This is a genomic window from Niallia sp. NCCP-28 (genome assembly GCF_023168165.1).
Taxonomy (GTDB): Bacteria; Bacillota; Bacilli; order Bacillales; family Cytobacillaceae; genus Niallia.
In genome coordinates, this window is the sequence record NZ_BQYJ01000020.1 from 1 (window position 1) to 21,953 (window position 21,953).

The window sequence follows — 21,953 nt, forward strand, 5'->3', positions numbered from 1 at the left end:
CATAACGAAAGTTATAAAACGATTATTGTTGACGTTTTGTTTGTTCAGTTTTCAAAGAGCAATTTTTCTTGACGCTTCAGAAGCGACTTCATTACTTTAACATTTGTTAACATCATTGTCAACATGTTTCATAAAATTTGTTTCCGCCGTTGTTTCAACATATTTTGTTGTCTCAGCGACGGATATAAATATAACAATTATTTTCAATATGGTCAATACTTTTTTATAAATTTTATTATTTTTTTTCTAGTATCTTATAATAGCGATGAAAAACACTTGGACTTTTCGTTTCAACTGTTACTATTTCTATCATATTCTTATCAATTAAATACTCTAATAAGATACCTAAATCTACTGAATAAATAGAAAGATCCTCTTGTTGAATCAGTTCATTAAATGACCAATACTCTTTTTGCCCAAGCACCTCTGTAAAATGCTGAATACTTGTTTTTGTTCTGGAATAAATTAAAAACTCACTTGCTAAAAACAATAGCTCTAGCCGCTTTTCCATAGGTTCTTCACTATTGACTAGCTCTACATACAGCTTATAAATTTCAGGTTCCATTTGCTTAACTTGGCTCCATACAGTAACTTCTGGATGAAAACCATTTTCAATGACAGCAAGACGAGCTAAATGGTGCAAGGAATGAACCACATCATTATAAGCATCTAAATAATGCTTATTTTCAAAGAATGCTTTTCCGTCCATATATCTTCTAATTAATTTAGCAAATTCTAACCCCATTTTCTGTTTACGTTGATTAATAGGGAATTCTTTAATTTCCTCTTTCAATTTAACAATAAACTCATTCCGGTCAAACATTACTCTTCCTTTATAAAGCCATTCAAATATCTTTTTGTTATTGCCAAGCAGTATCCATTGCTTTAATTGCTGTTCTGTTACAATGTGCAATGCTGCTTTTTTTTCATTGTATATATAATGTTTAATAAAAACCGGCTGATCCGCTTCCTTTACGACAATCAGCATAATGCTGTCAAAAGTATCCGTAACGGTTAATTCCTTTTGCCTTTTTTCAATCATTAAAACCCCCAAGGTATTTGCTTGGCTGGCTCTTTCTTGATATATAGGACGAAGAATGTCTTCCATCATTTTTCCTCCAACTCTTCTAAAAATTTGTTTCGTACTATTTCGACACATTTAGGCAAATTCCTGCATTGTTTTTATAATTGCTGATTTACAAATATGTATTGCAGAACCTTATCTATTATTTACTATACTATCTAATCTTTTTCCTTCATAAAAAAAAAGAGGATTCTCTCATTAAGGAAATCATTTCCGCCAGCTAGGCGTTAAATTCCTTTTAATGAGAAACCTCTTCATAGAATACATTAGTGCGCTTCATTTTTTGAACAATCTGGACAAGTCCCATAAATCTCCAAACGATGATGGCTAATTTTAAAACCTGATACATGGCTAGCAAACTGTTCCACTTCATCGAGTCCAGGATAATGAAAATCCACTATTTTTCCACACTCACTACAAATAATATGATAATGATGGGAAGTAATAAAATCGAAACGGCTGGATGAATCACCATATGTCAATTCTTTCACTAGATTTACTTCTCGAAAGACTCTTAAATTATTATAGACAGTAGCTACACTCATGTTTGGAAATTTACCTTCTAGAGCTTTATAGATCTCATCGGCAGTCGGATGTGACATTGAGCTTATTAAATATTCAAGTATCGCATGACGCTGCGGGGTAATGCGCACTCCTGTTTCTTTTAGTTTATCAAGAGCTTCCTTTAACTCATTATGTTCCACAGACATGCACCCCATTTCTAAAAGAAATTCTTATTTTATAATATTTATAATTAGTGTACTAACATTTTATTACTTTTGTCAATACAGTTGCGACTTTATCTACCTTTCTGCCATCATTCAGCCTTATTAACCTGCCTCGTTTATCAAAAGAAAATGATTATCTTTCAAGAGTACTTATCTTATAATATTACTTTTATTCTATAAAATGATTATTTTGTTAAATTAGGTATATGCAATTCATGCTTATTTTTTCTATTTTTTTGCCAATGTCCTCAAAAAAAAGACCGAATATATCGGTCTTCAACGATTATGCATCTGAGGAGGTATGCCCTAATATAATGTATGCATAACTTGTATATCGGAGTGGACAAAAGCCTTAATCTTCAAAAATCGGGCTCGAATTTAAGATAATATTTGCAAAACTTCCTCTACATGTCCTGCCACTTTTACTTTTCTCCATTCTTTTATCAACTTGCCCTCCTGGTCAATCAGAAAAGTTGATCTTTCAATTCCCATATATTCTTTACCAAAATTTTTCTTTAATTTCCACACATCATAAAGTTCTGAAACTTGATTATCCTCATCCGCCAAGAGCATAAAAGGCAAACCATATTTTTCAATAAATTTAGCATGCCGTTCAACAGGATCAGGGCTTATTCCAAGAATAACTGCATCTAAATGATCAAACTCACTTTGTTTATCACGGAAATCACAAGCTTCCGTTGTACATCCAGGCGTCATATCTTTTGGATAAAAATAAAGAACAACATGCTTCCCCTTATAATCAGACAGTCTAACTTTTTCTCCTGTATTTGCCGTTAATTCAAAATCTGGAGCTAGATCTCCTATTGATAATGTCATGTCTATTCATCCCTTCTTCTACTTTCATTGCTTGTACTTTAAAAGACTAACGAATCAATAAGAAATTTTCAACAAACAAGAATAGCAAATAAGTTTTTTTATTAATTCTCCATATCCAATACAGCACGAGCAACAAATGCAGCTGGAATTGTATAACCAATCAGCGCCTCAATCACTACGATAATCCTCCCTACCCCCACTGGAATTAAGTCGCCGAATCCTACTGAGAATAAAGTAATGCCGCTAAAATAAACGCCTGTCAACAATGTATCAAAAAAGTTTAATGGCGAAACAATTGTTTGGCTATCCAAATAAACCCGAAAACCATTTAATTGAAATAATGTATAAATTAACCCAAAACCAATCATGATCGTGATATATACAAAAAATAAATAGATAAAGTTCTCAAAAGATACCCATTTTTCTTTCAGGCGATAGGGAACAAACAATGTTCGTAAGCTCATCATAATAAAAAAAATAGTCAAAGCTAACAAAAAATAAAAAAACATGCCATTCCCTCCCATTATAAAAACATATGAATGTACTAATATGTATTACTTGTCTGCTAAAATTATGAACAATTCTCTTCTAACTATTGCAAGCCGCAACCTTTATTCTTTTCCAACAAAAAAGAACATTTGCGCACACAAAGAGGATTTTTTTTTATCTTCTCTTAAAAAGTGCTAAAATTATAAAAGTCCATTATTTTTTAGTACAGGCAAGAAAAGTTTATAGGAGGTTTAATATGCAACACACAAATTCAGAAAGATTACATGAAGAAGCATTAAAAGTGATTGTTGGAGGAGTAAATAGTCCTTCCCGTTCATATAAAGCTGTAGGCGGCGGCTCTCCTGTAGTAATGGAAAGAGGGCAGGGAGCTTATTTCTTTGATGTGGATGGAAATCAGTATATTGATTATTTAGCAGCATATGGACCAATTATTACTGGACATGCTCATCCTCATATTACAAAAGCCATTACACGTGCAGCTGAAACAGGCGTTTTATATGGAACACCTACTCCACATGAAATTACCTTTGCAAAAATGCTGCAAGAAGCTATCCCATCATTAGAAAAGGTTCGTTTTATGAACTCTGGAACAGAAGCTGTTATGACAACTATTCGTGTCGCTCGTGCATATACAGGCAGAAATAAACTGATTAAGTTTGCAGGATGCTACCACGGCCATTCAGATCCTGTATTAGTAGCAGCTGGTTCAGGTCCTTCTACTCTTGGGACACCAGATTCTGCGGGAGTTCCAAAAGCCATTGCATCCGATGTTATTACCGTTCCATTTAACGATATTGAAAGCTTTAGAGTGGCTATGGATAAATGGGGACAAGAAATTGCAGCAGTTCTTGTAGAACCTATTGTTGGAAACTTCGGCATCGTAGAACCAGTAGAAGGATTTTTACAAAACATTAATGATATTACCCATCAAGCAGGAGCACTTGTTATTTATGATGAAGTAATTACTGCATTTCGTTTTACATATGGCGGGGCACAAGATCTTTTAGGAGTTAAACCAGATTTGACTGCCCTTGGAAAAGTGATAGGCGGCGGTCTTCCTATTGGGGCATATGGCGGGAGAAAAGACATAATGGACAAAGTGGCACCAATTGGTCCTGCATATCAAGCAGGCACCCACGCTGGAAATCCAGCTTCCATTCTTTCTGGCATTGCTTGTTTAGAAGTGCTAAAACAAGAAGGTGTTTATGAACATCTTGATCGTCTTGGTGCACTATTGGAAAAAGGAATTTTGGAAGCAGCTGAAAAAAATAATATTTCCATAACAATCAACAGGCTAAAGGGTGCTTTAACTGTTTATTTCACAGATGAAAAAATCTTCAACTATGAACAAGCAGAAAATACAGATGGAGAGATTTTCGGAAGATTTTTCAAATTAATGGTAGAACAAGGAGTGATGCTTGCTCCTTCAAAATATGAAGCATGGTTTATCACTATTGCCCATACAGAAGATGATATTGATGCAACTATCCATGCAGTAAACAATGCTTTTGAAGCACTGCAGGAAAAATAAAGCTAAATTAACAATCGATGGGGGCTTCAGGCTCCCACTGATTATGAATGAAGACAAGATAGGTTATAGATTATCTAGCTCCCGTTCTTTTCTGCTATTTTTTGCTCAGCCAGTTTCTCTCCACCTGAATTTCCCGTTTTCTCTTAGACGGAGATCAAATGCGCGATAAAATTTTTAGACCGTTTATACTGTCACTCTTTTTACCAATTTATAAAAAGATGGCAATGCATAAACAGTCTATTTTTTTATCCTTCTCCTGCTAAATTCTCCACTTGATTTTTTTCAACAAAAAGTTGTTTTTTCGTTCAAATGTCTATTGAAGTTACTTGGTATTCACTGTATAGTACAATATTGTTGTTTAGTTTTAGTGTTTTTCGTTTAAAGTAAATGTAATACTAAAATACAATCTGAAATTGTATGGAAAGGAATTATTTATGACTCTAGGAGCGCGTATTCTTAAAACAGGAATCGCCATTGTGCTGGCATTGCTACTAGCACAATTATTACATGCACCTACACCCGTTTTTGCTGGCATTTCGGCTATTTTTGCCATACAGCCGACTATTTACCGATCCTATTTATCGATAGTTGAGCAAATCCAAGGGAATATCATCGGAGCAATTATTGCGGTAATTTTTGTCCTAAGCTTTGGAAATAATGTATTTATTATTGGCTTAGCTGCCATTATCGTAATCACCATAAATTTAAAACTTAAATTAGAGAAAACCATCACTTTATCTATCGTCACTTTAATCGCAATAATGGAATCACCTACAGATGATTTCATTACATTTTCCATTATTCGCTTCTCTACTATTATGCTTGGTATTCTTTCTTCTTTTGTTGTCAATCTTGTTTTCTTGCCTCCAAAATATGAAAACAAGCTATACAACAATATATCCGATATTAGCGAAGAAATCACCAAATGGATTCGGTTAAATATTAGACACGCGTCAGAACATCATCTATTAAAAAACGATATCGATAAAATGTCTGATCGCATCATTAAAATAGAACAATTATTTCTTTTATATAAAGAAGAACGCAATTACTTTAAAAAAACAACCTTGTTAAAAGCACGAAAACTAGTTATCTATAGACAAATGATTAATACAGTCAAAAAATCTTTTTATACATTAAAGAAACTGCATCGCTTTGAAAATGAGCTGTTAACATTGCCAGATGAGTTCCAAAATATCATTCAGCAGCAATTAGACTGTTTAATCCATCATCATGAGCATGTTATGTTGAAATTTATCGGCAAAGTCAAACCTACCGTCACTTTTGAAGAAGGCAATATATCTCTTGACCGCAGAGAGTTGTTTTTGCTGTTATTAAATCATTACAACAAGGAAATCTGCAAACAGAAAAATGGAGCAGAAGAAGAATTGCTTCAATATCATGCGATGCAGATTATTTCAGCTATTATTGAGTATGACGAGTATGTAGAGCATTTAGATACACTGATTACAACCATTCAAATACACCATAAACATGAACCAGAAGTAAAAATAGAAGAATAAAAAACGGGCACATTCGCCCGTTTTTTTTATTTCTAATAGTAATCAATTTCCCAGCTGCTGAATTTGGAATAAATTGTAGTATAGTCCCTTTTTATCCATTAGTTCCTGATGACTTCCATCTTCTTTTATTTCTCCATGTTCCATTAGCACAATTCGATCAGCATGAGTAATGGTTGACAAGCGATGTGCCACAATTAAAGTGGTACGATCTTTTGCCAGCAATTCAATCGCTTCTTGTATCGACTGCTCGCTTTCAAGATCAAGTGCAGAGGTAGCCTCATCCAAAATCAAAATTGGCGGATTTTTCAGGAAAACTCTTGCAATGGCTACTCTTTGCTTTTGTCCTCCGCTTAATTTAACTCCTCTTTCTCCCACTTTTGTCTTATAGCCCTCCGGCAATTGCATAATAAAATCATGAGCATTTGCAGCTTTTGCCGCAGCAATCACTTCTTCCTCAGTTGCCTTTGGATTTCCTATCAGGATATTTTCCCTGATTGAATCACTAAATAATATATTCTCCTGCAGAACCATCCCGATTTTATCTCTTAATGTTCGGACCTTAAAATGGCGAATATCTTGTTCATCTAATTTAATACTCCCATTTACTACATCATAAAAACGGGGAATCATGCTGATTAGAGAGGATTTCCCTCCCCCACTCATTCCAACAAAGGCAATAGTTTCTCCTTGATTAATCGTTAAAGATATATCTTTAAGCACAAGAGGATCTTTTGCATCATAGGCAAAATCCACATGATTAAATTCAATTTTTCCTTTTACACCTTTACAGGGAATTGCATCGTCAGCATCTTGAATATCATACTTTTCATCAATCAATTCAAATAAACGATCCATTGACGCAATCGATTGAGTAATGGAAGTAGACGAGTTAACCATCCTTCTTAAAGGATTGTATAAACGTTCAATATAGGCAAAAAAAGCAATCATCGCTCCTAGCGATAATTCCCCGGTTACTACTTGGTAGCCTGAATAGGCAATGACAATCAATGGGGAAATATCTGTAATTGTATTAACAACCGCAAATGCCTTTGCATTCCATTTGGTATGATCGACTGCTTTATCTAAAAATTGCTTATTAAACTTTTCAAATGACTTTTGCTCATGGTCTTCTGTGGCAAAACTTTTAATCACAGCTATGCCTTGTACTCTTTCATGCAAAAAACTTTGCACAGAAGCAAGCGCTTGTGACCTTTCTCTTGTTAAGGTACGTAAATTGCCGAAGAAGTATCTTACTGATAGAGCATAAAAAGGCAATAGTATGATGGAAATGACCGTTAGTTCAACATTCATTGTAAACATAATGGCAATAGCGATTAAAATTGTTACACCATCTAACCATAAATTCATTAATCCCGTCAGAATAAAATTTTTCGTTTGTTCCACATCATTGATTACACGAGATATTACTTCGCCCGCTCTTGTATTTGAATAATATTTAAGGCTGAGTTTTTGCAGATGGGCAAAGAGCTGATCACGGATATCATACAAAATTTTATTGGATGTCCATTGGGCAAAATACTGGCGATAATACTCTATTGGCGGTCTAAGAATAACAAAAACAACCGTCATAATTGCCATCGTAGTTAGTAAACGATTCACTTTTGTATCTATGCTAATACTGTGATTATTAATAATATCATCAATTACATATTTTAATAACAGCGGAATTAGAAGCGGTATAGCAAATTTTATGATGCCAATAATAATTGTTCCAATAATTTGCATTCGATATGGTTTGACAAAATGCAAATATCTTTTAATACTGTCCAATCATTTCTCCTCTTTTCTATCAATAGTTTCCTATGCTTTTTTGTCTATTCTCTTAATTAATAGCCCATAAGAGGATTTCCCTATCCCAACATATGGCTGCCACCATTTAGCCTTGTTCTGCATCACATATCTTGAAAGTCTGTTTGCTTATCCTCAACAACGCCCCATTTTATCATTACATACGCAAGAAACAAAATGAAAAAGCTTGCCATGATTTAAGACAAGCTTCTAAAAAAAACTACTATTAACTTCTGTAAGTTAAATATCTTTCATACCACAAATCAATAAAATCTGGTGAAAAGGGACCCTTTCGTTGGCGAATCCAATGAATCAATTGATTCACATGAAATTTCAAAATACGATCAATCGCTTCTGGATACTTCATTTCTGCACGATGACGCTCATATTCATCTTCATCAAGTAAGTTAAAAGTCATATCAGGAAAAACTTTAATATCCAAATCATAGTCAATATACTTCACTGCTTCACCATCATAAATAAAAGGTGAACTAAGGTTACAGTAATAATGAATTCCATCTTCTCTAATCATTCCGATGACATTAAACCAATGCTGTGAATGGAAATAACAAATTGCCGGTTCACGTGTTACCCATGTTCTTCCATCAGATTCTGTAACAATAGTTCGATCATTACCACCAATAATTAAATTTTGCGTCCCTTTTAATACCATTGTTTCGTCCCAGATTCGATGGATGTGCCCATTATGCTTATAGCTATGAATTTGTAGTGGTTCACCCTCGATAGGTACGACCATTTTTCTCCCCTGCTTTCATTAGTGGACGCTTTGCAACCTACTTACTGCACTTAAATGAAAATACTAACCCAACAAAGGCAACAAAGAACTATTCCTCTTTTTTCTATTATTATAACGGTTATACGAAAAATTTAAAACAAAAGAACCATTGAATTTATACAATGGCTTGAAAAATTTTCATATTTCTAAAAATATATGGAAACTTTATTTTCAAGAAACAATATACTTAAATATTATCCAGAGGTTAATTTTATTTCTTTTTCTTGATACACTTTTATGACTTTTTCTGTCTGCATTTCAAATATATGATGAATTTCTTTTAATTCCTCTTTCATTTTTTGAATATCTACTTGAATTTCTTTTAGTTCTGTTTCTTTTTGCAATGTTAAAAGCTGCAACTCTATTTCTTCACAACGCTCTAGTTCACCCTGTAAATATAAAAGTTTTTCCATTATTTTCATTTGTTCTCCAACCAAACCGTTAAATAAATCCATGAAAAAACACATCCTAGTTTTTATTTTTTTCAAATGGGCTTCTTGCTATTTTTATATTATTCTTTTTTACTTTCTATATTCCTTTGACAAGTTGTGTAGACATACAAGAAGTTTTGTCGAAGTTATGTAATTTAAGATGTTTTCTTAGACAGCTTTACCGAACTATATAAGCAGCAATATTCACTACAACATAAACAAAAGGCACTTTTCTCGAAAAGAAAGTGCCTTTTGTTTTACCTATTCAGCAATTATTTGCTAGAATTTTTTGCTTTTTTAGCTTCTGCTTGTTGGTTGTATTTTTTTACTTCTGCTGCGCTTGTTTCGCTAGCAAATTCAGTACCATACTGACCTTGGCCAGCAGATTGAGCGTTTTGTTGTTTCACTTCTTGAATGTTAGTTCCTGTTTGTGTAACACCAGCTTTTTTAGCCATTACTATCACCTCCACGCTCATTAATTTATCCCGTATTTGGATGTTCTATCCCTAAAAAATAAATTCCATTATCATCCATTATTCTTACTATTCAAAAATAAAATAAGGGTCTGCTAAACTATCCTATGATTGCAGCCAGAAGCAGCCACTCCAATCAATAATGTGTCAAAATCAACAATGAGCTTTAACATAGCCTAAAATAAAAAAAAAGAGGGTCTCCCCTCTAAAATGTTAAACCAATAAAGAAATGCCTCCATCAACAATAATTGTTTGGCCTCTTATCATACTTGCTTGATCACTAATTAAAAACATCACCGTATTGACCATATCCTCAATCTCCACAAGACGTCCTGCAGGTGTTCTTTCCGCTGAATCACCTAAAAGTTCATTTCTGTTAGGAAAATGCTTTAAAGCATCCGTATCAATCGCTCCTCCAGAAACAGCGTTTACGATAATATTTTTTGGGGAAAGTTCTACAGCTAAATAACGAGTTAATGCTTCTACAGCCGCTTTGCTGACACCCACTGTTGTATAATTTTCTAAATAGCGAATTGCCCCTAATGAACTGATGCTGACAATTTTGCCGCCATTATCCATTAATTTTGCCGCTTCTTGCGCACAAAATAGTAAAGCTTTGCTGTTGATATTCATGGTCCAATTCCAATGTGATTCTTCTAATTCCATAATTGGCCGCAAAACACCTGATGCTGCATTGTTAACAAATACATCAAGCTTGCCGAATTCTTTTTTTATTTCCGCAAACATATATTTAATTTTTTCCACATCGCCGACATTGGCTTTTACAAGAAGAACTTTTCTTCCTAATGCTGTTATTTCGGCAGCTGTTTCTTCAGCAGCTTTTTTGCTGCGTGCATAATTGATTACAATATCATAACCTTCTTTTGCCAAACGTATTGCTGTTGCCTTCCCAATTCCTCTACTGCTTCCTGTTACTAATGCTACTTTTTGTGTCATTTTGTCATTTCCTTTCCTATGCATTTACCTCGCACTAACGGGCTTTTGACTCTCAACTCGAGATGATTGAGAGGTAAGCAGAAACTTGCCCGTAAAAGCCCGATATAAGAGAACACAGACATAACCCACGTCCTGCGGCAACATCTGTGTGACCTGTATCTTATAGACCGCCACTAACAATCATTGGGGATGAAGCACCCCAATGATTGAAGTTTCACTTTATTAATCATTTTACCTTTTTTTCTGCATAGTTAGCAATCAACATAAGCACAATATTTATATACGCTTTTTAGTAGAAAGGATGTTTATTATGTATGTCGGCAGAGACATGACTGAACTGTCCATGATGGAAAAAACAAAATGGAAAAACAGCGAGCTGGCTTTTTTCCACCATTCCCTGCAGCAAATGACTCCTTATTTAAATGCGGAAGGTCAGTCTATTCATCAAGAGATAATCAAAGAAATTGAAAGTCGTGGCGGCTTGCACCGCAATGAAGCTGATTATACGCATGGCACAGAAGTTAGCTATGACTAACAGACTAAAGCTGCAGAGATTTCTGCAGCTTTAGTCTCTATATTTAGACCAAGGTACAAACTTAAGCATTTTTTGGTGGGAAACTGGAAATGGATATGGTTCAATCTCTGTTTCATTCACTTTTTTTAACATAGCATTTTCTTCTTCAAGTTCTACAAGCTTTCCGGTATATACATTAATATTCCAAATTAGATGGGAAAAAACATGTTCAATCCTTGTAATCAAATTCCCTATTTCTACTTTAGCGCCATATAAAGTTAGCATTTGTTCTGTTAATTGCTCTTTTTCGCTTTGTATTGTCTGCACAATTTCTATATTAGGAAATTCCCAAAGATTTGCAAGCAGGCCTTCACTTGGTCTTTTGTGAATTAAGGTTTTCCCTTCTTGATCTGTTAAAATAACGGCAGCTAAATTTAAAGATTTTTGCTTTTTGTTTTTTGTTTTAACAGGCAAATCTGTTTGAGTCCCTTCATGAAATGCTTGACAATGATCTCGTACAGGGCATAACAAACAGGAAGGAGAAGTTGGAGTGCATATTAAAGCGCCTAACTCCATTAATGCTTGGTTAAAATAAGAGGGATTCACATGAGAAATCAGCGTTCGAACCGCTTCTTCAAAAATCTTCCTTGTCTTTGGCTTTGCAATATCATCCCAAATAGAAAGAATTCGTGAAAGGACTCTCATCACATTTCCATCTACAGCAGGCTCAGGAACTCCATAAGCAATACTTAATATTGCTCCTGCTGTGTATGGTCCAACCCCTCTAAGTGCAGAAATTTCTTCAGGGGTATTAGGCACTACCCCTCCATACTTTTCTTTTACTTCTTTGACCGCTGAATGAAGGTTCCTTGCTCTTGAATAATAGCCAAGCCCTTCCCAAGCCTTTAAAACTTTTTCTTCTTCGGCTTCTGATAATGCTTCTATTGACGGAAATTGTTCAATAAAGCGGTTAAAATAAGGAATCACTGTATCAACTTTTGTTTGCTGAAGCATAATTTCCGAAACCCATACTTTATATGGATCTTGGTCCTGCCTCCAAGGTAAATTTCGCTGTTCTGCAATAAACCAAGTTAATAAATCCTCTCTAAACTGCTGAATATCTACGTTTTTGCTTATTTCATCCTGATTAATTTTGCTGTTCGTCACATTTATCCTCCAACGGTGTTAATTTTATTATAAATGGGGAATAACATAATTATCCTTATCACTTGCATGTTTGGGCACACTATTCTAATGTTAATACAAATAAATGGGACACACTAATTATCTATAGCTTGCATATTCGTATTAAATACTGAGATTTATCATAGAAATAATTATATTCTAACTTTCAAAGTGTAGCTTTTATGGCTGAAAAAAGAAAGATATTTTTAATAGAAGATTTGGAAGTAAAAGTTAGTCTTTATCATTTTATAGGGGGTTTGTTATTCTTGGATACTGGTACACATGTTGTCATGGGTTTTGCAATCGGTGGTCTTGCTTCACTCGACCCAGTTGTAGCAGGCAGCCATGCAACAACCATTGGTGTAATGATTGCAACATTAGTCGGGTCACAAGTCCCAGATATTGATACTGTTCTAAAGTTAAAAAATAATGCCGTCTATATAAGAAATCATAGAGGAATTACCCATAGCATCCCTGCAGTATTATTATGGCCATTATTAATCATTGCCGTACTCTATCCGTTTATTCCAGAAGCAAATTTGCTTCATTTATGGTTATGGACATTTTTAGCTGTATTTCTGCATGTTTTTGTTGATATTTTTAATGCATATGGCACGCAGGCGCTAAGGCCATTTTCTTCTAAATGGATTGCGTTAGGTTTTATCAATACATTTGACCCAATCATTTTTATTATTCATATTATCGGCCTGTTTTTATGGGCTTTCGGGGCAGATCCAGGCTATACATTTTTAGTCGTTTATATAGTATTAGTCGGCTATTATTTTCTCCGCTATTTTGCACAGCGAAGAGTAAAGAAAAAGGTCCTGGATATTATTCCAGATGCGAAAACGATTATCTTATCACCTACTATGCGATACAGTCATTGGCGCATTGCTGTAATGACAGATTCTTCCTTTCATGTTGGCAGAGCACATAATTATCAGATTGAAATGTATGATAAATACCATCGAATTCCCATTCCTGAAACACCTGAACTAAATGCAGCTCGTCAAGATAAAAACCTTTCTGCATTCCTATCTTTTTCTCCCGTCTACAGATGGGAAGTTCAGGAATTTGAAGATATGTACCAAGTTCGCTTTATTGATTTGCGCTATCGGAGCAACGGTCATTATCCATTTGTAGCAGTTGTTCATCTTGATAAGAATTATCAAATCATCACATCTTATACTGGCTGGATTTTCAGTGAAGAAAAATTACAAAAAAAGCTCGATATTTTAACAAATTAATTTCTTCCCTAATTCAGCAACTTTTCAGGCATTTAAGGGGCTGTACTTGAAAGTCATTTTTTAATGACTTTTGAGTACAGCCCCTTGTTTTAGTTCTGTTAAACTTGCCTGTTGATTTCCACTCCAGGCGTTCGCCTTCCATTCCAATCAACAAAGTGCCAAAATCCATCCTAAGCATTACATAACTTTTTTTAAAATTACATACAAAAAAACCGTCTTTTCTTGTAAAATGATAGAAATCAAAAAACAGGGGAAGAAAAACAATTTGTTTTTCTTCCCCTGTTTTTATTTTAGGACTTTTTAGACAGCCCCTCCTTTATTAATTCATTTTATTTTTATCTTCCATAAAAAAATCTTTATACTTTGGATTTTGCGCAACAAATTCATGAAGCTTCTCTCCATAATTTTCAATCCATTGACTGACCACTTTTTCTGTTATTTCCATTCCTTGATATTCACGGCCAGCTTTTGCATAAGTGCTTTCAAAATCCTCCCATAATAGCTCAATCCATGTTTGTGCTTGTGTGACAGAGATGGATTGATTTAATTCCAATAATTTATCTACTAATCGTTTTTGATAATCATGCAGCATCTTTATAGCCTTCTTCCTTTTTCTGTTATCACTAATACTTTTACTCTTTCTTACAAATACTATATTTGTGATTATTCATCACCAATAAAGCAATCTAGTTTGGAGGAGTTTCTTATGGTTAAAGGTGTAGACAACATAAATGAAAATAAATTTGAAGGTGAACCGCGTGCTAAACCTGAGTTCGCTTCTAAACGAGCAAATGGTACCATTAATACCCATCCACAAGAACGAATGCAAGCTTCTTCCCATAGAGAAACAAAATAAATAATTTAATTTAGGATACCTAAAAATTCGCTAAATGGATATCAGACTGGTTAAAAACGTTTTTTAACGCTATTCCTTCCTAATAGGCAGCAAACGTTTTTAAACAGTCTGATTCTTTTTTTATGCTCCTACTTGCTTTTTTTCAATAATGAAATCGGAATTCCCTCTTCTTTGCTATCTTTTTGATTGCGGAATCCCCATGCAAACACACCATTTAAATAATCTACTCTAAACAGAACTCCTGGATCTCCTTCTATTTCATAAAACTCATTTATTTTTATCTCATTTGGATTAAGAAGGTACGCTTTTGCTAATACTGCTTTTCTTTCCAAAACAGCAAATTCATTTACCATTCCCAACTGTTCCGCCTTTTTTGCTTTTTCATTTAGTGAAGCTATTTCCATACGCAGTTCATACTCTGCCATTTCACTATAACGTTTTGTAAGCATCACTAATCCCCCTCTTTTTTTATTTTATATGAAACCCTCTATTTTCAGCAAAAAATTTAGTTTCTGCCGGCAACTCTACTCCCATTTATTCCACTATCTCTTCAAAATATTGATCAATAAGCTCCACCGTAAATCCCTTTCTATATAAATACTGCTTCATTTTTTGTTTATATTCAAAACCTTCATATTTACTATATTTGCGTTTCGCTTTTTCTCCTTGAATGCGAAGTGCTTCTGATTCTTCCATCGTTTCATTCACTTCAGCTAACTCGATTTTTATTTCTTGAATAATAGAAGAGCTATGACCTTTTCTTCTTAATGTTTGCTCTATCTTTTGCCCAAGCATTCGTTTTGATTCCTTTTTATTGCTCCCTACTAATTTTGCCGCAATTTTTTTAGCACTTGCCAGCTGTTCCTCATAAGAAATTTTTTGTATAGAAGTTTGAATCAATTGATGACTTATTCCTTTTTCTTTCATTTCTCGTTTAATCACTTCAGGACCTTTATCTGTCGTATTTTTTTGCGTTCTTACATAAGAATAGGCATAATCCTCATCATCAATAAACTTCATTTCCTTTAGTTTTGTCAGTACTTCTCCAACAATAAATTCTCCTTCTATTTTTGTTTTTAAAAATTTTTCGACTTCCATTTCTGTACGCTTTACTTTTGCTAAATAATTTACTGCCTGATTGTATCCTTTTCGTATATCATCATTAAATTGAATCTCACTTAATAAAAAAGAATCGATTTCCATTCCCTTTTGAAGCTGATATTTAATTAATATTCCCTCATCTACACTAAAAGCATATTCTTCTTTGCCATTCTTTATTGTGAAAATATTGTAGCGGTCATTAAGCTGTTTTTGTCTTGTAATCTTGCTGATAATCAAGCGATTCTCCTCCTTTGCAGGCTTTAGGCGTTTTTACTATTCATCTTTTCACTATAATATATCATAAGAAAAAAGACTATTAATGCACCCATACACTCTTCCTATTAGGAGAATCAATTGACTTCATTATATGATGGAAATATATTGATGCATGCTTTAAATATATTTCCATCATATAGCATTTCAAAAGGAGGATTTTATGAATTTTTTGATAGCAGGAGGAACAGGTTTAATAGGCCAAAAACTTATACAACGATTAATAGAAGAAAATCATCATATTTTTTGCTTAACACGATCTTTAAAAAATAAAACAAACACAAATAATCTTACCTTTATTCAATGGATGCATGATGGCAAACAACCATGTGAGGAGTTAAAGGGCAAAAAAATTGATATTATCATTAACTTGGCTGGCAAATCATTAAATAGCGGCCGTTGGACAGAAAATAGAAAAAAACAAATTGTCGAAAGCCGCATCAAAGCTACAATGAGCATCTTAACCATTATCAAGAACTTGACTCATAAACCTATTTTATTTTTAAATGCCAGTGCAATTGGCATTTATGGAACATCAGAAACTAAAACTTTTAAGGAAACAGATTCCCCGGCGAATGACTTTTTAGCTTCTACTGTCGCAAAATGGGAAGAGTGTGCAAAAAAAGCCGCTGCTTACTCTATCCGAACAGTATATTGTCGATTTGGAGTAGTGCTATCCAATAAAGGTGGTGCATTACCTAAATTAATGCTGCCTTACCAATTATTTTTTGGCGGAAAAATCGGAAGAGGAACACAATGGATTTCTTGGATTCATATAGAGGATTGTATAAAGGCTATGCTGTTTATAATCGATCACTCCACTATACAAGGACCGGTAAATTTTACTGCCCCACAACCTGTCACAATGAAACAAATGGGCGAAATAATTAGTAAACAATTGCATCGGCCAAATTGGTTGCCCATTCCTAGCCTATTCTTAAAAACTCTGCTAGGAGAAATGAGCATTTTAATAACAGAAGGGCAATATGTCGAATCAAAGGTATTAACACAAAATAATTTCCCCTATACTTTTCCTTCTCTGCAAAAAGCAATTGCTGATTTATATTGAGTATCTTTTTAGTAAAATGGGGGAAAATAGAAATAAGGAAAGGGTGTTATCTATGGAAAAAAAGAAAAAACATAAAAGCAAAAGGACTTTATCGAGCATGCAAGAGGTCACCTATCAGCATGAATTTAAAATGGCAGACCTAGCTGCTGGAAGACAAGATCGAAAATCTAAACATTAATTAAGTGTGCATTGGAAAATCACCTTTTCCAATGCACATTTTTTATAATAAGGTCCAACTAACAATCAAACTTTTATGGCCAAGTTTCTGTCCACCCATATTTCTCGTTTTCTCTTATAATTTTGAAACGAGGATTAGAATCCTATTAACGCGTGATAAAAAATACACTTATCCACAAATAAAGAAAACGGTTACAGACATTGAGTGACTTTTCCACATTTCTATCGAATAACCGCACCTAAATCTGTGGATAATGTGGATATTTCTGTGGAATACTTATTTAACAACGTTTTTTTTGTGTATAAATCCTGAATAAGTATATGCCTTTTTCCACAATCTATTGATATTCAATCAAGGACACCTAGCCTCTCCTTATTTTCAAAAAAGAAAAACGAGCTGACCTACAAAACAAGTGACTTATTTTCATCCTAGTTTTTCTTCCATTATTCTGGCTTTATCTTGATAATAGCAATATTTCTGAAAATACATATTTCGATCTAATCCCCAGCCAGCTTTATTTGCTTTTTTGGAATATTTTTTTGCTTGCCATAAATACCAACGAATTTTCCACTCTAACTTTAAAGTTTCCATTCTGTGCATCCCATCCTTCCACCTAAAAATTCTTAATAAAGAACGAACACTCACTATTTATGATTAGAAATAATGATAAATTCACAAAATAAATATTAATCTCTTATACCTTATTGTTCTTTTTAAAGAACAATAAGGTATAAGAGTACTTGTAATTAAAATAATAAACCGCAATTGTTCTTTATGTCAACAAATTTCGTTTTCTATAAAGAACAAAAAATAAAACAAACTGATCTTTCTGTGCAAGATCAGTTTGTTAGAATAGAGCTTCTATTTATATAGAAGCTTTGAATCACAATATATATTGTTCAAAATAACTTCTTTTTCTATATAGCTTGAACGAATACCGAAACGAGGCTGAAAAACTTCAATTGCTTTTTTCCCCTCTAATAGCAGCTTTATTGCTTGATACGGAATATTAATCCCTGCTAAACAGCTATAATGAAGCCCACCTGACATTCTTGGATTAATTTCCAATAACTTTGGTATCCCCTCTTTATACTTTACTTGAATATTATAGGCAAAAGGAATGCTAAAAACCTCATTAACTTTCCTTGCAACCTCTATAAGTTCTTTGCTATTTTCTAACTCCCTAACCCGCCCATTTTCTTTTTTTCTTGGAATAACTGCCATCAACACTCCATCATAAGCGAGGCAATCTATACTGTACTCATAACCATCCATATACTCCGATACCATAAGAGGCGGAAATTTCGATTGCTGAAACAATACTTCACAGGCTTGTCTATAGGATATATTGGCTGAAGTCCCTTGATAAAACAATTCATCAATTGATTCTTCCTTATCCTGAATAATCCGAAAGCCTTTGCCTCCTTCTCCTACTACTGGTTTAAAACATACTTTATGGCCTTTTGCTTTTAAAGCATGATAGGCATTTATAAATGTTTCTCCATTCTCCACAATAAAATAATCAGGGATATGGATATGTTTCCTTAAAGTGGGATGATTAGCAATATATCTATATGTTTTTTCTTTATTATCTAATCGTTCCATTAACTTGGCATCAGGACAAACCAATACCTTTACCCCAAGTTGATGAAACTTATTTAAATGCTTTGCTATTAAGACATTTTCTTTTCTTGGCACAAAAATATCAATATGATGTTTTCGACAAAACTCTAAACAAAATAAAATATATTCTTCTCCATTAATATTTGGTTCTTGATATGCTGCATCACAGTAGCTTAAGTATAGAGCATCTTTACTTATAGACGTTCCATATACTTTAAATTCATATCCATCCTTGTTAGAACGAATCATATTTATAAAATGCGCTACTGTTGTGAACCATTGATTAAACCAAATTCTTTTCTTCATTTTCCTATCCTTTCCATCATAATTCTTGTAAGCATTCTTTTTATCTTTTATAGTCAGCAAATAGATAGTATGGATAATTAGGAAGATTTTATTCATTTATCTAAAACTTTTATAAAAATAATTTTTAATAGAACCTATCATAAGCTTTGTTTAACTCCTTATGAAAAGGGATATAAAGAAAAGTAATTCGAAACTGTAATAGCAGGAGTTTTGGACGGAGAAAAACCTAATCGTCTAATTATCTCAATCTTCCTATTTTTTGTTATAATAAAATTACTATTGCTTAAAGGAGATCTGTACATGACAAATTCAAAAAAGTTTTTAGGCTATGTAGGTACATATACAAAATCAACAAGTAAAGGCATTTACAGTTTTGCATTAGATACAGAGGAGAAAAAAATATCAGCTGTAGAATTAGTTGCTGAATTAGATAATCCTACCTATTTAACAGTAACAAATAATAATAAATTTCTTTATGCTGTTGGAAAAGAAGGTTCACTTGGCGGGGTTTCTGCATTTGCAATTGATTCTTCTAACGGCAAACTGGAATTGCTAAATGGTCAATATGCTGAAGGTGCTTCACCTTGTCATGTAAGCGTCGACTCAAATAAAAACTATGTCCTTACAGGAAACTATCACAAAGGTACAGCAGAAGCCTACCCTTTAAATAAAGAGAATGGTTTTGTTCAAACAGTTTCTTCTATTATTGAACACTCAGGTAAAGGACCAAATACAGCTAGACAAGAAAAGCCGCATATGCATTTCACAGGTTTTACACCTGATGAAAAATTTGCAGTTTCTGTTGATTTAGGCACAGATACAGTAGAAACATACAAGCTGTCAGAAGGTAATTTAAAAGTAGTCAACAGCCTTTCTGTAAAACCTGGAAGTGGTCCACGCCATATTACGTTCCATCCAAATGGAAAATTCGCATATATAATGACCGAATTAAGCAATGAAGTAATCTCACTCTCTTACAATTCAGAAAGTGGAAAGTTTGAAGAACTGCAATACATTTCTACATTGCCAATTGATTTTACAGAAAATAGTCAAGGCAGCGCTATCCATATTTCATCTGACGGTAAATATGTTTATGCGGCAAACCGTGGCCACAATTCCATTGCAGTTTTTAGCTCCAATAGTGAAACAGGAGAATTGGTATTTGTAGAGCGTGTTTCTACAGAAGGAAATTGGCCTCGTGATTTTATTTTGGATCCAACAGAACAATTTATTGTTGCATCTAATGAACAATCTGACACCCTTACTTTATTCGAAAGAGATCAAGTTTCAGGAAAACTTACCTTGCTTCAAAAAGACGTTCATGCACCTGAACCTGTTTGTGTAAAATTTTTAAATTACTAAAAAAGCTGCGTGGAAATTTTTTATATAATTTCCACACAGCTTTTTTTATGCTAAATATGCTTCTTGCACTTGTTTATTCGTAATTAACGCTTCACCGGTTCCTTCTAAAACAATTTGCCCTGTCTGAATAACATATCCTCTATTAGCAATTTGCAGTGCCTGAAATGCATTTTGTTCTACTAACAAAATAGTCATTCCTTCCCTGTTTAATTCTTTGATTATTTCAAAAATTTGCTCCACAATAATTGGTGCTAATCCCATAGATGGTTCATCAAGCATCAATACTTCTGGCTGCATCATTAATGCCCGGCCAATAGCGAGCATCTGCTGTTCTCCGCCGCTCATTGTCCCCCCTTTTTGCTCTAATCGTTCATGGAGTCTTGGAAAATATTCAAAAACCTTCTTCATTCTTGTTTCAATTACAGTTTTATCTCTAACTGCAAAAGCACCAACTAAAAGATTTTCTTTAACAGATAATTTAGGGAAAATTCTTCTTCCTTCTGGAACCTGAGAAATGCCTAAAACTGCTGTTTTATGTGCAGCAATATTTGTTATTGCGTTTCCTTTATAAACAATGGATCCATTGTTTACTGGAACTTGTCCACTTATAGATTTTAATGTAGTAGACTTTCCAGCGCCATTACTCCCAATAAGGGTCACAATTTCTCCTTTGTCAACATGAAGGCTGATTCCCTTTAATGCTTGAATGCCCCCATATGATGCTTCGATGCTATTAAGTTCAAGTATTTTCTCCATACTGCCCCTCCTTTTAAGCAAGTGCTGCTGCTCCTTTGCCTAAATATGCTTCAATTACTTTTGTATTTGTCCTAATGTCCTCTGGTCCGCCTTCTGCAATCTTTTCTCCATGATCAAGCACAATAATGTGATTGGAAATCTCCATTACTAGTTTCATATCATGTTCTATTAAAATAATTGTCAAATCTAATTTTTTGCACATATCTTGAATTAAATCTGTTAACATTTTTGTCTCTTTCGGATTCATTCCCGCTGCTGGCTCATCCAATAATAAAACTTTCGGTTTTGTTGCCAATGCCCGAGCAATTTCTAATCTTCTTTGTGCTCCATAAGAAAGGTTGCCAGCCGCTTCATTTAATAGATCGGCTAGCCCCACATACTCTAGCAAACGATATGCTTCTTTTTTAGCTTCATCTTCTTCATGCTTTGATTTTGGAAGCTGCAGTAATGTGCCAAGTATATTGCCTCTAATATGATTATGCATGCCAATTAATACATTTTCTAAAACAGTGATATCATTAAATAATCTAATATTCTGAAATGTTCTGGAAATGCCGCGTTTTGCCACAATATGAGGCTTTAAGCCGCCAATTGACTTCCCTTCTAACAGAATCTCTCCAGATGTTGGCTTATAGACACCTGTTATCATATTAAAGAAGGTTGTTTTCCCCGCACCATTCGGTCCAATAACTGCTGTTATCGAGTTTTTCCCCACATACATATCAATATTTGAATTTGCTACAAGTCCGCCAAATGTTTTGGATAATCCTTTCACCTCAAGTATATTCACTTGTTGCCCTCCTT

General features: G+C 34.0%; 25 protein-coding genes. 8 read left to right on the plus strand and 17 right to left on the minus strand.

Annotation, left to right across the window (positions count from 1 at the left end; translation table 11 throughout):
- Window positions 1-235: 235 nt before the first annotated feature.
- From NCCP28_RS22880 to NCCP28_RS22895, 4 genes are all read right to left on the minus strand, one after another.
- Window positions 236-1,108 (minus strand): nucleotidyltransferase-like protein, encoded by an 873-nt coding sequence (locus tag NCCP28_RS22880; RefSeq protein ID WP_248563496.1) that lies wholly within the window; start codon window positions 1,106-1,108, stop codon window positions 236-238.
- 242 nt (window positions 1,109-1,350) lie between these two features.
- Entirely contained in the window at window positions 1,351-1,788 is a 438-nt protein-coding gene (gene perR / locus NCCP28_RS22885) for a Fur family transcriptional regulator (protein ID WP_248563469.1), read from the minus strand.
- Window positions 1,789-2,190: 402 nt separating this feature from the next.
- Window positions 2,191-2,649, minus strand: a complete 459-nt coding sequence (gene bcp, locus NCCP28_RS22890; RefSeq protein ID WP_248563470.1) for a thioredoxin-dependent thiol peroxidase — start codon at window positions 2,647-2,649, stop codon at window positions 2,191-2,193.
- A gap of 101 nt (window positions 2,650-2,750) precedes the next feature.
- A complete protein-coding gene (locus NCCP28_RS22895; RefSeq protein WP_248563471.1) occupies window positions 2,751-3,158 on the minus strand; it encodes an ion channel in 408 nt (135 codons plus the stop codon).
- A 236-nt stretch (window positions 3,159-3,394) separates the two neighbouring features.
- Between NCCP28_RS22895 and NCCP28_RS22900 the strand changes: the two genes are divergently transcribed.
- Window positions 3,395-4,690, plus strand: a complete 1,296-nt coding sequence (locus NCCP28_RS22900; protein WP_248563472.1) for a glutamate-1-semialdehyde 2,1-aminomutase — start codon at window positions 3,395-3,397, stop codon at window positions 4,688-4,690.
- Between the two features lie 434 nt (window positions 4,691-5,124).
- A complete protein-coding gene (locus tag NCCP28_RS22905; protein WP_248563473.1) occupies window positions 5,125-6,213 on the plus strand; it encodes an FUSC family protein in 1,089 nt (362 codons plus the stop codon).
- 42 nt (window positions 6,214-6,255) lie between these two features.
- Here the strand turns inward: NCCP28_RS22905 and NCCP28_RS22910 are convergent, their stop codons facing one another.
- The 5 genes from NCCP28_RS22910 to fabL all read right to left on the minus strand — a co-directional run bounded on the left by NCCP28_RS22910 (window position 6,256) and on the right by fabL (window position 10,679).
- Window positions 6,256-8,004, minus strand: coding sequence for an ABC transporter ATP-binding protein (locus tag NCCP28_RS22910; protein WP_282579603.1), 1,749 nt, complete (start codon window positions 8,002-8,004; stop codon window positions 6,256-6,258).
- 244 nt (window positions 8,005-8,248) lie between these two features.
- Entirely contained in the window at window positions 8,249-8,779 is a 531-nt protein-coding gene (gene ntdP / locus NCCP28_RS22915) for a nucleoside tri-diphosphate phosphatase (RefSeq protein ID WP_248563474.1), read from the minus strand.
- Window positions 8,780-9,012: 233 nt separating this feature from the next.
- Window positions 9,013-9,273, minus strand: coding sequence for a YgaB family protein (locus tag NCCP28_RS22920; RefSeq protein ID WP_248563475.1), 261 nt, complete (start codon window positions 9,271-9,273; stop codon window positions 9,013-9,015).
- 248 nt (window positions 9,274-9,521) lie between these two features.
- Window positions 9,522-9,704 carry a gamma-type small acid-soluble spore protein gene (locus NCCP28_RS22925; protein WP_248563476.1) on the minus strand — a complete coding sequence of 61 codons (183 nt, stop codon included), beginning with the start codon at window positions 9,702-9,704 and terminating at the stop codon, window positions 9,522-9,524.
- Between the two features lie 231 nt (window positions 9,705-9,935).
- Window positions 9,936-10,679: an enoyl-[acyl-carrier-protein] reductase FabL gene (gene fabL / locus NCCP28_RS22930; RefSeq protein ID WP_248563477.1), complete on the minus strand. Its 744-nt coding sequence runs from the start codon at window positions 10,677-10,679 to the stop codon at window positions 9,936-9,938.
- Window positions 10,680-10,989: 310 nt separating this feature from the next.
- Here fabL and NCCP28_RS22935 point away from each other — a divergent pair, with 310 nt between their 5' ends.
- A complete protein-coding gene (locus tag NCCP28_RS22935; RefSeq protein ID WP_248563478.1) occupies window positions 10,990-11,214 on the plus strand; it encodes a hypothetical protein in 225 nt (74 codons plus the stop codon).
- Between the two features lie 30 nt (window positions 11,215-11,244).
- Here NCCP28_RS22935 and mutY read toward each other — a convergent pair whose 3' ends face one another.
- Window positions 11,245-12,360 carry an A/G-specific adenine glycosylase gene (mutY, locus tag NCCP28_RS22940; protein ID WP_248563479.1) on the minus strand — a complete coding sequence of 372 codons (1,116 nt, stop codon included), beginning with the start codon at window positions 12,358-12,360 and terminating at the stop codon, window positions 11,245-11,247.
- A gap of 284 nt (window positions 12,361-12,644) precedes the next feature.
- Between mutY and NCCP28_RS22945 the strand changes: the two genes are divergently transcribed.
- Window positions 12,645-13,625, plus strand: a complete 981-nt coding sequence (locus NCCP28_RS22945; protein WP_248563480.1) for a metal-dependent hydrolase — start codon at window positions 12,645-12,647, stop codon at window positions 13,623-13,625.
- Between the two features lie 319 nt (window positions 13,626-13,944).
- On the opposite strand, the gene NCCP28_RS22950 is transcribed toward NCCP28_RS22945, so the two are convergent.
- Window positions 13,945-14,214, minus strand: coding sequence for a YfhJ family protein (locus NCCP28_RS22950; protein WP_248563498.1), 270 nt, complete (start codon window positions 14,212-14,214; stop codon window positions 13,945-13,947).
- A gap of 117 nt (window positions 14,215-14,331) precedes the next feature.
- On the opposite strand from NCCP28_RS22950, the gene NCCP28_RS22955 reads away from it, so the two are divergent.
- On the plus strand, window positions 14,332-14,481 hold the full coding sequence (locus tag NCCP28_RS22955) for a small, acid-soluble spore protein K (protein ID WP_248563481.1): 150 nt from the start codon (window positions 14,332-14,334) through the stop codon (window positions 14,479-14,481).
- A gap of 128 nt (window positions 14,482-14,609) precedes the next feature.
- Here NCCP28_RS22955 and NCCP28_RS22960 read toward each other — a convergent pair whose 3' ends face one another.
- Window positions 14,610-14,930, minus strand: coding sequence for a YfhH family protein (locus NCCP28_RS22960; protein ID WP_248563482.1), 321 nt, complete (start codon window positions 14,928-14,930; stop codon window positions 14,610-14,612).
- A gap of 85 nt (window positions 14,931-15,015) precedes the next feature.
- Window positions 15,016-15,819: a recombination regulator RecX gene (gene recX / locus NCCP28_RS22965; RefSeq protein ID WP_248563483.1), complete on the minus strand. Its 804-nt coding sequence runs from the start codon at window positions 15,817-15,819 to the stop codon at window positions 15,016-15,018.
- Between the two features lie 199 nt (window positions 15,820-16,018).
- Here recX and NCCP28_RS22970 point away from each other — a divergent pair, with 199 nt between their 5' ends.
- Together NCCP28_RS22970 and NCCP28_RS22975 are read left to right on the plus strand one after the other, a co-directional pair.
- Window positions 16,019-16,924 (plus strand): TIGR01777 family oxidoreductase, encoded by a 906-nt coding sequence (locus tag NCCP28_RS22970; protein WP_248563484.1) that lies wholly within the window; start codon window positions 16,019-16,021, stop codon window positions 16,922-16,924.
- A gap of 52 nt (window positions 16,925-16,976) precedes the next feature.
- Window positions 16,977-17,102, plus strand: coding sequence for a YfhE family protein (locus tag NCCP28_RS22975; protein WP_101178856.1), 126 nt, complete (start codon window positions 16,977-16,979; stop codon window positions 17,100-17,102).
- 423 nt (window positions 17,103-17,525) lie between these two features.
- On the opposite strand, the gene NCCP28_RS22980 is transcribed toward NCCP28_RS22975, so the two are convergent.
- Together NCCP28_RS22980 and NCCP28_RS22985 are read right to left on the minus strand one after the other, a co-directional pair.
- Entirely contained in the window at window positions 17,526-17,693 is a 168-nt protein-coding gene (locus NCCP28_RS22980) for a hypothetical protein (protein WP_248563485.1), read from the minus strand.
- A 270-nt stretch (window positions 17,694-17,963) separates the two neighbouring features.
- On the minus strand, window positions 17,964-19,031 hold the full coding sequence (locus tag NCCP28_RS22985) for an ATP-grasp domain-containing protein (protein WP_248563486.1): 1,068 nt from the start codon (window positions 19,029-19,031) through the stop codon (window positions 17,964-17,966).
- A 300-nt stretch (window positions 19,032-19,331) separates the two neighbouring features.
- Between NCCP28_RS22985 and NCCP28_RS22990 the strand changes: the two genes are divergently transcribed.
- Entirely contained in the window at window positions 19,332-20,393 is a 1,062-nt protein-coding gene (locus NCCP28_RS22990) for a lactonase family protein (RefSeq protein ID WP_248563487.1), read from the plus strand.
- Between the two features lie 45 nt (window positions 20,394-20,438).
- On the opposite strand, the gene NCCP28_RS22995 is transcribed toward NCCP28_RS22990, so the two are convergent.
- Together NCCP28_RS22995 and NCCP28_RS23000 are read right to left on the minus strand one after the other, a co-directional pair.
- Entirely contained in the window at window positions 20,439-21,149 is a 711-nt protein-coding gene (locus NCCP28_RS22995) for an ABC transporter ATP-binding protein (RefSeq protein WP_248563488.1), read from the minus strand.
- A gap of 13 nt (window positions 21,150-21,162) precedes the next feature.
- Window positions 21,163-21,939 (minus strand): ABC transporter ATP-binding protein, encoded by a 777-nt coding sequence (locus NCCP28_RS23000; RefSeq protein WP_248563489.1) that lies wholly within the window; start codon window positions 21,937-21,939, stop codon window positions 21,163-21,165.
- Window positions 21,940-21,953 lie beyond the last annotated feature (14 nt).